General features: G+C 32.1%; 10 protein-coding genes. All 10 read left to right on the top strand.

All coding sequences use genetic code 11. The annotated features are described in order from the left end of the window. The first annotated feature begins 129 nt into the window (after positions 1 to 129). The 10 genes from ACKI3D_RS03685 (at position 130) to ACKI3D_RS03730 (ending at position 10,765) form a co-directional block, all read left to right on the top strand. On the top strand, positions 130 to 396 hold the full coding sequence (locus ACKI3D_RS03685) for a hypothetical protein (RefSeq protein ID WP_407392409.1): 267 nt from the start codon (positions 130 to 132) through the stop codon (positions 394 to 396). A gap of 1 nt (position 397) precedes the next feature. Next, the gene (locus tag ACKI3D_RS03690; protein ID WP_407392410.1) at positions 398 to 679 is read left to right on the top strand and encodes a hypothetical protein; all 282 of its coding nucleotides are present in this window, start codon (positions 398 to 400) and stop codon (positions 677 to 679) included. A gap of 19 nt (positions 680 to 698) precedes the next feature. Continuing rightward, positions 699 to 1,787 carry a CDP-glycerol glycerophosphotransferase family protein gene (locus ACKI3D_RS03695; RefSeq protein WP_407392411.1) on the top strand — a complete coding sequence of 363 codons (1,089 nt, stop codon included), beginning with the start codon at positions 699 to 701 and terminating at the stop codon, positions 1,785 to 1,787. 1 nt (position 1,788) lies between these two features. Next, positions 1,789 to 2,748, top strand: a complete 960-nt coding sequence (locus tag ACKI3D_RS03700) for a glycosyltransferase family 2 protein (RefSeq protein ID WP_407392412.1) — start codon at positions 1,789 to 1,791, stop codon at positions 2,746 to 2,748. Between the two features lies 1 nt (position 2,749). Further along, positions 2,750 to 3,709: a glycosyltransferase family 2 protein gene (locus ACKI3D_RS03705; protein WP_407392413.1), complete on the top strand. Its 960-nt coding sequence runs from the start codon at positions 2,750 to 2,752 to the stop codon at positions 3,707 to 3,709. A 12-nt stretch (positions 3,710 to 3,721) separates the two neighbouring features. Continuing rightward, on the top strand, positions 3,722 to 4,579 hold the full coding sequence (locus tag ACKI3D_RS03710) for a glycosyltransferase family 2 protein (RefSeq protein WP_407392414.1): 858 nt from the start codon (positions 3,722 to 3,724) through the stop codon (positions 4,577 to 4,579). Positions 4,580 to 4,630: 51 nt separating this feature from the next. After that, complete coding sequence (locus ACKI3D_RS03715) at positions 4,631 to 6,034, top strand: undecaprenyl-phosphate glucose phosphotransferase (RefSeq protein ID WP_407392415.1); 1,404 nt, start codon at positions 4,631 to 4,633, stop codon at positions 6,032 to 6,034. A 155-nt stretch (positions 6,035 to 6,189) separates the two neighbouring features. Continuing rightward, entirely contained in the window at positions 6,190 to 8,841 is a 2,652-nt protein-coding gene (locus ACKI3D_RS03720; RefSeq protein ID WP_407392416.1) for an OB-fold nucleic acid binding domain-containing protein, read from the top strand. A gap of 22 nt (positions 8,842 to 8,863) precedes the next feature. Next, positions 8,864 to 9,799 carry a DNA repair and recombination protein RadA gene (gene radA / locus ACKI3D_RS03725; protein ID WP_407392417.1) on the top strand — a complete coding sequence of 312 codons (936 nt, stop codon included), beginning with the start codon at positions 8,864 to 8,866 and terminating at the stop codon, positions 9,797 to 9,799. A 60-nt stretch (positions 9,800 to 9,859) separates the two neighbouring features. Next, positions 9,860 to 10,765: an AEC family transporter gene (locus ACKI3D_RS03730; RefSeq protein WP_407392418.1), complete on the top strand. Its 906-nt coding sequence runs from the start codon at positions 9,860 to 9,862 to the stop codon at positions 10,763 to 10,765. The last annotated feature ends 35 nt before the right edge of the window (positions 10,766 to 10,800 follow it).

Consider the following 10,800-nt stretch of genomic DNA (forward strand, 5'->3'; position numbering starts at 1 on the left):
TAAAATTTTAATTTATAATTAAAATTTGAAATGTTGTCATAAAGATAATTTTATATATTATTATTCTTTAATATTCATTATTGTAGGAAAATTTTTAATAATTTTTTTGAATAGGGAAATGGTGATTAAATGTTGGAGGAGTATTTACCTTTACTTGGATTAATTATTTTTGGTAATATTGAAAACTTAGTTTTATCCTCTCAAGGGGTTGTAGCTGGTGTAAACCCCATTAAATTAGGAATTGCAAGTATTTGTGTTGTTTCAGCATGGTTAATTATTGGAACATTTGGTACTCAACTTTTAATTAATTATGTCGATTTTATTGAGTTTATAGGCGGTTTTGCTATTTTTGTTTTAGGTCTTCAAGCCATGATAAAATCAATCAGGGGTGTCTAACATGCTTGATGAGTTAAAGCCGTTTTTAATTTTGATTATTTTTGGAAACATAGAAAACTTGATTTTGGCAGCTCAAGGTGTAGATTCTCATGTTAATCCACTCATTCTTGCTATTTTAAGTTTAATCGCTGTTGTCTGCTGGCTTTCAATCGGCACTTTTGCTACAAAAGCTGCAATGAAATATGCTCGTTACATTAATTTTATTGGCGGTTTGGCAATTTTCATCTTAGGTATTCAAGCAATGGCTGGAGCCTTACCTGGTATGATTGCTTTCTTCCATTAGATATTATAAAGCTGTTAACATGAATTATTTAAAGCATAGAATTTATGGGCTCATATTTGGATTATTTAAGCATGCCCATATTGAAAATAACAGGATTTCATTTGTAATCGATTCTAGAGAATCGTTTAAAGGTAATCTTGATTATATCAAAAAAGAATTCGAAAAAAGAGGAGATTTTGACTTTCACTTTTTTTACAAAGATAAAATTTCATTTAACGGTTTTAAAATGCTTGCAAGTTCAAAATACATATTTTTAAATGATAATTTTTTCCCTATTGCTTTTATGAAATTCAAACCTGAAAATACTGTTGTTCAGCTATGGCACGCTCCGGGGGCCTCTAAAAAATTTGGAGGATCTGTTGAAGGCGAAAGTAAAGAAATGCTTTCAAAAATTTCCGATAACATTGATTATTTAATAACTACTTCTAATAACATTTCAAATCAGTATGCTGAAGCTTTCCAAATTTCTAAAAGTAAAATTAAAGCTTTTGGACTTCCTAGAATGGATTACTATTTTGAAAATCATGATTTAAATAAATTGAAAGAAGATTTTTGTAGAAAGTACAATATTGCCCAAGATAAAAAAATCATTCTTTATGCTCCAACATTCAGAGATGAGGAAAAGTTCAATAATGTGTTTGATTTCTTGAATCTGGAAAAGTTTAATCAAACATTAGGCAATGATTACATTTTGGCCTTAAGGCTTCATCCAAAAATTAAGAACTTTTATGATGATGAAATATCTTCTCAAAGTCTCTACATTAATGTTAGTGATTGGGAAAGTGAACAGGAGTTAATGTTGATAAGTGACATGTTAATAACGGATTATTCATCTATAATGATTGAATATGGAATTTTGAATAGGCCTATTGTATTTTTCACTTATGATTTGGATAGTTATTTGACAAACGAACGTGGATTTTATTATGACTTTAAAAAAACTGTTCCGGGGCCAATCGTTTACACTTCAGATGAGCTGATAGAAGTGATTAAGAATAATGAGTTTGATATTAATAGGATATCAGAGTTTGTAAAGACACAATTTGATGAAATAGATGGCCACTCATCTAAAAGGGTAGTCGATTTTCTTTTAAATGAAGGTAGGTAAAATGGATAATATTAAGGTTAGTGTTATTGTTCCCGTTTATAATTTGTCACAATATATCTCAAGCACACTGGATTCTATCATTAATCAAGATTTTAACAGTTATGAGCTGATAGTCATTGATGATGGATCAACTGATGATAGTCTAGACATCATTAATGAAAAGTTATCTAAATCATTAATCGAATATAAAGTTATCCATCAGGAAAATTCAGGAGTCAGCAGCGCCCGTAACTGCGGCATTAAAGAAGCTAGAGGGGATTATCTGGTTTTTGTAGATGGAGATGACTATATTACTGGAAACCACTTGTCTGAATTATATAATGGTGAAAGTGATTTTAGCTTAATTCAATTGATTAAAAAGGACGGTGAAAAATTATCAACACCTCATCACTTTTCAAAAAGACAAATTTCATGGGATGATTTAATAAAGATGGAACTGAACATGGACATTCCCCTATCATTTTGCCAAATAATGTATAAAACCAGCATTATTAAGGAAAACAACATACTGTTTAATACTGATGCGATTTACGGTGAAGACATTGAATTTGCACTTAAAGCATTAGCTTATGGCAGGGATGTTGCAATTAGTAATGAGGCAACATATTACTATATCCAGAGAGGGGATTCAGCAATAAGAACATCTGATTTCAGACGTTTCGACATTGTAAAAATATTTGAAGATTTAGCCGAATTTTATAAAGAACTCGGAAAGAACGATTTGGCCGATTTAATAATTACATCTAGAATTCCAAAAGCAATTTTTGGCAACATGAATTATTTCTTTTATAACAATTATGATTTCGATGAGGTAATTTCCAAAATGGAGGAGCTTGATTTATTTACAAAATTATCTAAGTTTGAAGGGGATAAAAAATTCAAGTATAAAATTAAGCTATTTTTATTAAATCCTAAATTATATTATAATTCATGGAAAAAATTAAAAAATTCGATTGATTGACATGAAGGTTTCTGTTGTAACACCAAATTATAATGGGGAAAAATTCCTAAAAACATTTTTAAATTCACTTAATGAGGATAGTGAATATATTGATGAGGTCATTATCATAGACAATGCCTCTAGTGATGCCAGCCGGGATTATCTTAAAAATAGTAGGTTTAATTTTCCGCTGGTTTTAATCGAAAACACTGAAAATCTTGGTTTTGCTCCAGCTGTTAATCAGGGAATTTTAAAAGCTAGAAACGAGTTAATTTTTTCAGTAAATAATGATACTGAAATTAAAAAAGGTTCAATTAAGGCATTAATGGATTTAATCACATCAAATGATGATATTTTCTCAGTTCAAGCAAAAATGCTTCAGTATAATAATAAAGAACTTATCGATGATGTTGGTGATGAATACAACTTACTTGCATGGACTAAAAAGACAGGTGAAAACCATCCTTCAAGCGAATTTGTAGAGGTTAAAGAGATATTTTCCAGTTGCGCTGGTGCTGCAATGTATAAAAAATCCATTTTGGAGGAACTTGGCCTTTTTGATGATAATTTCTTTGCTTATATGGAGGATGTTGACTTAGCGTTAAGGTCAAAAATCAATGGATTTAGGAATCTGCTTTGCCCCGATGCTATTGTTTATCATATTGGTAGTGCTACATCAGGAAGCAGATATAATGAGTTTAAGGTTAGATTGGCTGCCAGAAACAATGTTTGGGTGGTTTATAAAAACCTTCCAATCCCGTTAAAGATTACTAATTTCATCTTTTTGTTTTTAGGATTTTTCATAAAATACTTATTTTTTGTTAAAAAAGGATTTGGCTCTACTTATCTGGCTGGTTTAAAAGAGGGTTTGTCCACAAGAAGCAAAATTGATAAAGTTAAATTTAACTCAAAAAATACGAAAAATTATTTTAAAATCGAATACAGATTAATAATAAATACTTTCAAATTTTTAAAAAAATAGCTAGTGAGTTTTATGGATCTTTCTTTTGTAATTGTAAATTATCAAACTTTTGAGCTTACAAAAAATACTATCGAATCTATTTTCAGATATGATTACTCATTTAATTATGAAATCCTTTTGGTTGATAATGCATCCGGTGATGATAGTTTAGCACGTTTAAGGGATTATTTTAAAGATAATGTTAAGTTCATTGCATCAGCCGAAAACAACGGTTTTGCAGCAGGAAATAACCAAGCATTAAAAATCGCTAAGGGAAAATATATTCTACTTTTAAACTCAGATACTGTAGTTTGGGAAAATACACTAGAAGACATTTATCAATATATGGAATCCCATGCTGATGTTGGGGCAACAGGCTGCAGGGTACTTTTAGAAGATGGGCAATTGGATAAGGCATGTAAACGAAGTTTCCCAAATGCTAAAAATTCATTTTTTAAGCTGTTCCATATTCCAACCAACAGCAAAGACGACAATTACAATCTGACAAATTTGCCGGATGATGAGATATATGAAATCGACTGTCTTACCGGCGCATTCATGTTCATGAGAGCTAAAGTGCTTGATGAGATTGGCCTTTTGGATGAGACATTTTTCATGTACGGCGAAGATATTGACCTTTGCTATAGAATCAAGCAAGCCGGCTGGAAGATAGTCTACTATGGTGAAGCCATCATAACCCATTTTAAAGGTGCAAGCAGTAAAAAACAAAAATCCAAACTTATTTATGAGTTTCACCGCGCAATGTATATTTATTATAAAAAACACAATGCAAAAGACTCTTCATTTATTGTAAACTTCGTGGTTTATGTGGGAATTGCTTTTTTATGTGTTTTTAAACTAGTTTTAAATTTCTTTAAAAAGAAAGATTAAATATATTATAATACAATATATTAAACATAAACTAGTTTTTTGGTAGTTATTATGATAAAAGAGAATCAGCGCATATTGAATATTACATTAGTATTGCTTGATGTATTAGTAATAGGCATCTCTCTTTTTTGCGCATTATGGTTAAGATTTAAAACAACATTGTTTGGCCCAATTGGAGGCCATTTAGGCTACTTAAGTTATCTAATGTTTTTTACATTTGCCGTAATTCCCGTTTATCTGATTTTATATTTTGCATTTGGCCTTTATAAGCCGCGCAGAACCTATAAGAATATATTTTCAGAAGCTACCCAAATTATTAAAGTAAATATTTTAGCATTCATTACTTTAGTTTCAATTCTGTTCATTATAAATCAGCCCGACTTTTCAAGAATTATGCTGTTCTTGTTAGCTATTATTGCCACATTCTTTGGCATTATTGAAAGATTTGTAATCAGAAGCATTTTAAAGAAGATTCGCGTGAATAATAGGAATATCAAGCATATCCTGATTGTCGGTGATAATGATTTGGCGTTCACGTTTGCACGCAGAATCCGTGAAAATCCGTATTTGGGATTTGTTGTAAGCGGATTTTTAGGTCGTTCTGAACATATCGGTCGTGAAATTGAAGGAAGCAAAGTTATTGGTGCTTTTAAAGACATAGATAGAATTCTTGATCGTCATAGATACGATAGAGTTGTTTTAGCTATCCCTTTGAAATATTATTATAAAATCGATGAACTTGTGGAAAGCTGTGAAAGAGTTGGAATTAAGGCGGAAATTATTCCAGACTACATTAGATATTTCCCCGCCCAACCGTCAGTAGACATGATTGAGGACATTCCAATTATTAATATACGCTATGTTCCATTGGACGATGAGTTTAATAAGTTTTTAAAATACACATCTGATTATATTATTTCAATTATAGCTATCATCATAACTTCTCCAATCATGATTATTACTGCAATTGCAATTAAATTGACTTCTCCGGGTCCAATCATATTTAAGCAGGAAAGAATAGGCCACAACGGCAAACCATTCATGATGTATAAGTTCCGTAGTATGAAAGTTCAAGACCCTAGTGAAGAAAAATCCGAATGGACTACTAAAGACGATCCAAGAAAAACCAGAGTTGGAGACTTTATTAGAAAGACTAGTATTGATGAGCTACCTCAATTCTTCAATGTTTTGAAAAGGGATATGAGTGTAGTTGGACCAAGACCAGAAAGACCTTATTTTGTTGAACAATTCAAGGAGACCGTTCCGAAATATATGGTAAAACATCAAGTTAAGCCAGGGTTGACTGGTTGGGCGCAGATTCATGGTTGCCGTGGAGACACTTCTATTAGAAAACGTATAGAATACGATATTGAGTACGTAGAAAACTGGCACATGGGTTTGGACTTGGCTATAATGATTAAAACTGTAGTTAAGAAGAATCCTAATGCATATTAGTTTTTTTTCATTTTTTCACAAGTGTGCATTTGGACAATATTTATATTAAATTTTTTTAATATTAGAGTATGAGATTACTTTACAAATGCTCTCTCTAATACTTTATATACATTCTAATTATAAATTAATAATTAACTTTCTATGAGGGGTTTGGTATGCAAGACGAAATTAAAGAATTATATGAAAAAATTAAAGACCAACTTTCTGAAGATGAATTCCTCGCTGAAATGGAAGAAGCACGTGAAGGCTTTGGTTCAGAAGTACCATTTGTAACAGATTTAGACTGTGCACGTGAAGTTTTGAAAAATCACGATATTGATATTTCATCAGGATTGTCAAAAAGTGAAACTTCCGAAGAAGTACCTTTTGAAATTCCATTGGAAAATGATGAAGAGGAATCAGAAATCACAATGACTGAAGATATCTTAAAAATTTATGAAAAAGTTCAGGATAAAATATCTAAAGAGGACTTTATAGCCAGAATGAACGAGTTTAAAAATAGAGATAATTTAGGTGCTGATTTTATAGTTGATGATACACCATATGCTGAAATGGTTGCCGGCGAATTAAAAGATGAAGAAGTTGAAACCATTTCTGAAAGGCCGGAATATGCTGTTGATACCATTGATAAACTTGAAAAAAATAGTAGAGACGTCACAGTTTCCGGAAGAGTTGTTTCAATTTCAAATCCAAGATCATTTAAAACCCGTAAAGGCGCAAGCGGTGAAGTCTGCAATGTCGAATTACAAGACAACACTGGTAAAATAAGAGCTGTTTTCTGGACTCAAAACATTAAGCTTCTTAAAAATGTTAAAGAGGGAGACATTATTCAAATTAAAAATGTAGATGTTAAAGAAGGCTACACTGGCCTTGAAGCTAATTTAAGACCAAGATCTCCTGTAATACACTTAGATGAAGACCCTTCAAAATTCCCAGCATATGAAGAAGAGATCACTGACATTGCTGACATTAAACCAGAAACCAAAGTAAATATTATTGCAAGAATTGTAAGGATTCCTACAATCAGAAGCTATGAGAAAAACGGTAAGGAAGGAAAAGTTGCATCTCTTGAATTAGTAGACAAATCTGGTAAAATTACCTACACTTTATGGAATAAAAATGTTGAATTAATTAAGGAGTTAGGACTTGAAGATGGGGATACCGTAAAAATATTACAGGCCCAAGCTCGTGAAAGAGAAAACAGAGATGGAGAAAAAGAGATTTCCTTAACTCATTGGGATGGAAGAATTATTAAGGGAGATTATGAGCTTCCGGAAATTGTCCAAGAATTCACTCCTATTGGAGATGTAAGCGAACAGAAGGATGTCAATATCAAGGGTATCGTATCCAGACTTCAGGACATTAAAACATTTTTAAGGAAAACTGATAATACTGAAGGTAGATTAAGAAACTTCGATGTAAGAGATTTGACTGGTGAAATCAGAGTCACTGTTTGGGGTGACGATACTAAACTTCCAATAAACAAAGGAGACATCATTAAGATTATCGGCGGGGAAGTTCGTTATGACGAATACACCCAAAGTCAATATTCAATGAACACCAATTTCAATACTCAAATCAGCATTAATCCTAAAAATTTATCTGAAGAGGAATTGGATGAATTGGAATCTTTGAAAGCAGATTTACATCCTACCCCAATCGGCAAAGTACAAATGATTGATGATGACGGTATTGAAATCGATGTTGTAGGCAGAATTTTATCTCTTGAAGACATTCGTGAATTCGCAAGAGATAATGATGAAATAGGTAAAGTTCGTTCTGCAATGGTTGCTGATGAATCCGGTAAAGTAAGATTATCTCTTTGGAATGAAAAGGCTGAAGGCGCTTACGAAGTTGGAGAAGCATATAGAATTGAAAATGCCAGAACAAGAATGGGATGGGAAAGTGTTGATTTAAACGTTGGCGGTGGTTCTAGAATTATTAGGCTATCAGAAGAAGAAGCTTCCTCAATGTTCATTCCTAAATTGGAAACATTGGAAAAAGCTCTTTATGATTACATTCCTATTTCAGATGCTGAAGAGGATGAAACTGATAAGATTATAATTGGTAGAATAATCGAAATGTATGATGTTCGTGAATTCGAAAGAGATAATGGACCAGGATTTGTTAGAAATATAGAAATTGCTGATGATACAGGATCCATTATTGTTGTTCTTTGGAATGATGACGCAAAAAGAGAATTTGAAATAGGCCAAGCTATTAAATTGCAAAATCCTCGTTTCAGATACAACGACAATACAAATCGTATTGATGCAAATGTTTCTGGATCTACCACTATTTTAGAACCTAGTGAAAATGAATTAGAGAAGTTACCGTCTCAAGATGAAATTATGGAAGCGATATATGTTCCAAAAACTATAGAATCTTTAGCTGAAAATGACACTAACGTTCATGTCACAGGTAAAATCATCGATGTAGGTACAGAGAGGAATATTCTTGAAAGATGTCCAAACTGTAATGCTAATGTTGAAAACACCATGGAAGAGGGTGTATGTGACAATTGTGGTTATAACTTTGATGAACCGGATTATACTCTTATGATTCCAACAAGAATTGAAGATGAAACCGGTGAGATTCAAGTGACATTCTTTGATAAATTGGCTGAAGAGTTAATTGAAATGAAAAAAGAAGAGATTGTAAGTTTGATGGATGATGCTTATAGTATTGAAGGAAAACTTGAAGACCTTAAAGGCGTAACTATTGAAATTATAGCTAATGTGAGTTTCAATGAATATACTGAAGAATCTAGGTTAAATCCTAAGAAAATTTTATCTAAATATTTTTAAATAAACAAAGGAATTGATTATTATGGTTGAATTAAGTGATTTACCAGGTGTTGGTGAAAAAACAGCAGAAAAATTAGTAGATGCAGGTTTCGCTGATATGATGAGATTAGCCACCGCTACTCCAAAAGAATTATCAGTAAAAGCCGAAATCGGTGAAGGTGTTGCCGAAAAAGTAATTGAAGCCGCACGTAGAGCAGAAGATATAGGCTTTGAAACTGCATTAGAAGTAGACGAAAGAAGAAAAGACGTTGGTCACATTACTGTAGGAAGCCAAGAATTCAACGATTTAATTGGTGGAGGTATTGAAACTCAATCAATCACTGAGGTATTTGGTGAATTCGGATCTGGTAAAAGTCAAATTTCCCATGAATTAGCAGTCACTGTTCAATTGCCAAAAGAACTTGGCGGACTCGACGGCGAATGTGTATTTGTAGATACCGAAAATACTTTCCGTCCTGAAAGAATTAGACAAATAGCTAATGGGTTCGAATTAGATGTTGAACAAGTATTACAAAGAATTCATGTTGCACGTGCATTTAACTCTTCTCACCAAATTTTAATGGTTGATAAGATTAATGAATTAATTCAAGGTGGAACAAATGTCAGATTAGTCATTGTTGATTCATTAATGGCTCATTTCAGAGCAGAATATGTTGGAAGAGAGTCTTTAGCTGTAAGACAACAAAAATTAAACCAACATTTACATTCACTTCAACAAATTGCTAATACATACAATGTTGCGGTTTTCATTACTAACCAAGTTCAGGCTAAACCTGATTCCTTCTTCGGAAGTCCTACAAAAGCTATTGGGGGGCATGTTTTAGGTCACGCTTCTACTTATAGAATCTGGCTTAAAAAAGGATTGGCAGGAAAAAGAATCGCACGTTTAGTGGATTCCCCTCATTTGCCTGAAGGTGAATGTGTATTTAAAATTACTAGCGAAGGTATCGTTAGTTAATTTTATTCTTTTCTTTTTTTCTAAATAATTTTATATACTTTTTTAATTAATTTTAATTATATGGATGCTATTGAAGTTACTATTTTATCAATCATTTTGATGATTGCTTTGGGATATTTCCTTAAAAGAATTGATTTTTTATCTGAAAAGGATATTGAACCTTTTAATAAAATAGTAATGTATATCTTAATGCCCTGCATGATTTTTCATGCCATTTATACAGCAGATTTATCTTTAATTCCAAAATTAGGTATTTTACCTTTTATAATTCTAGCTTCTTCAATTGTAACAGGTATTGTTTCATACTTCATTTTAAAACAATTCGATTTGGATGATATTACATTATGGTCTGTTCTTGTGACAGTCATGATTGCTAATACTGCATTCATGGGATATCCGGTTAATTTAGGTATTTATGGTCAAGCGGGATTTTTAAGAGCAATATTCTGTGACATGGCCACTTTGTGTATATTTCTGCTATTGTCTTTTGTTTTAATATTAAAATTTGGAGGCACTTTTAAATCGGCTGTGAGGAAAATCGCACTTTTTCCTCCATTGTGGGCAGTAGTTTTAGGGTTGTGCTTTAATTGGTTAGCTATTCCAATCGGTCCTGTAATTGATAATGCTGTCAATTATCTGGGTCAAGGAGCTATCCCTTTGATTATGATTGCATTAGGTTTGTCTATTGATTTTTCAGCGATTTCAAGAAGCAAATCCATGATTGTTTTCACATCAATCATGAAGCTTGCGTTTTTCCCATTAATTGCATTTGTCATTGCATCACAAATTGGATTAGTTGATCTTCAGTTTAAAGTTTCAGTTATAGAAGCGGCAATGCCTTCAGGTATGATGTCATTGTTACTTTCTATTACATACAAACTTGACTATGAATTGACATCGGACTGTATATTGATTAACACTGTAATCTCTTTGATTACACTTCCTATAATAATCATATTAATTTAGCAAAAAATAATAATTTTATCCTTACCTAAATTTTT

The sequence above is a fragment of the Methanobrevibacter sp. genome (assembly GCF_045586545.1).
Classification (GTDB): domain Archaea; phylum Methanobacteriota; class Methanobacteria; order Methanobacteriales; family Methanobacteriaceae; genus Methanocatella.

Excerpts from the sequence above, each read along its gene's own strand:
- ACKI3D_RS03730 (WP_407392418.1), top strand. The coding sequence starts at position 9,860 with ATGGATGCTATTGAAGTTACTATTTTATCAATCATTTTGATGATTGCT.
- ACKI3D_RS03720 (WP_407392416.1), top strand. The coding sequence starts at position 6,190 with ATGCAAGACGAAATTAAAGAATTATATGAAAAAATTAAAGACCAACTT.
- ACKI3D_RS03700 (WP_407392412.1), top strand. The coding sequence starts at position 1,789 with ATGGATAATATTAAGGTTAGTGTTATTGTTCCCGTTTATAATTTGTCA.
- radA (WP_407392417.1), top strand. The coding sequence starts at position 8,864 with ATGGTTGAATTAAGTGATTTACCAGGTGTTGGTGAAAAAACAGCAGAA.
- ACKI3D_RS03705 (WP_407392413.1), top strand. The coding sequence starts at position 2,750 with ATGAAGGTTTCTGTTGTAACACCAAATTATAATGGGGAAAAATTCCTA.
- ACKI3D_RS03690 (WP_407392410.1), top strand. The coding sequence starts at position 398 with ATGCTTGATGAGTTAAAGCCGTTTTTAATTTTGATTATTTTTGGAAAC.
- ACKI3D_RS03695 (WP_407392411.1), top strand. The coding sequence starts at position 699 with ATGAATTATTTAAAGCATAGAATTTATGGGCTCATATTTGGATTATTT.
- ACKI3D_RS03710 (WP_407392414.1), top strand. The coding sequence starts at position 3,722 with ATGGATCTTTCTTTTGTAATTGTAAATTATCAAACTTTTGAGCTTACA.
- ACKI3D_RS03685 (WP_407392409.1), top strand. The coding sequence starts at position 130 with ATGTTGGAGGAGTATTTACCTTTACTTGGATTAATTATTTTTGGTAAT.
- ACKI3D_RS03715 (WP_407392415.1), top strand. The coding sequence starts at position 4,631 with ATGATAAAAGAGAATCAGCGCATATTGAATATTACATTAGTATTGCTT.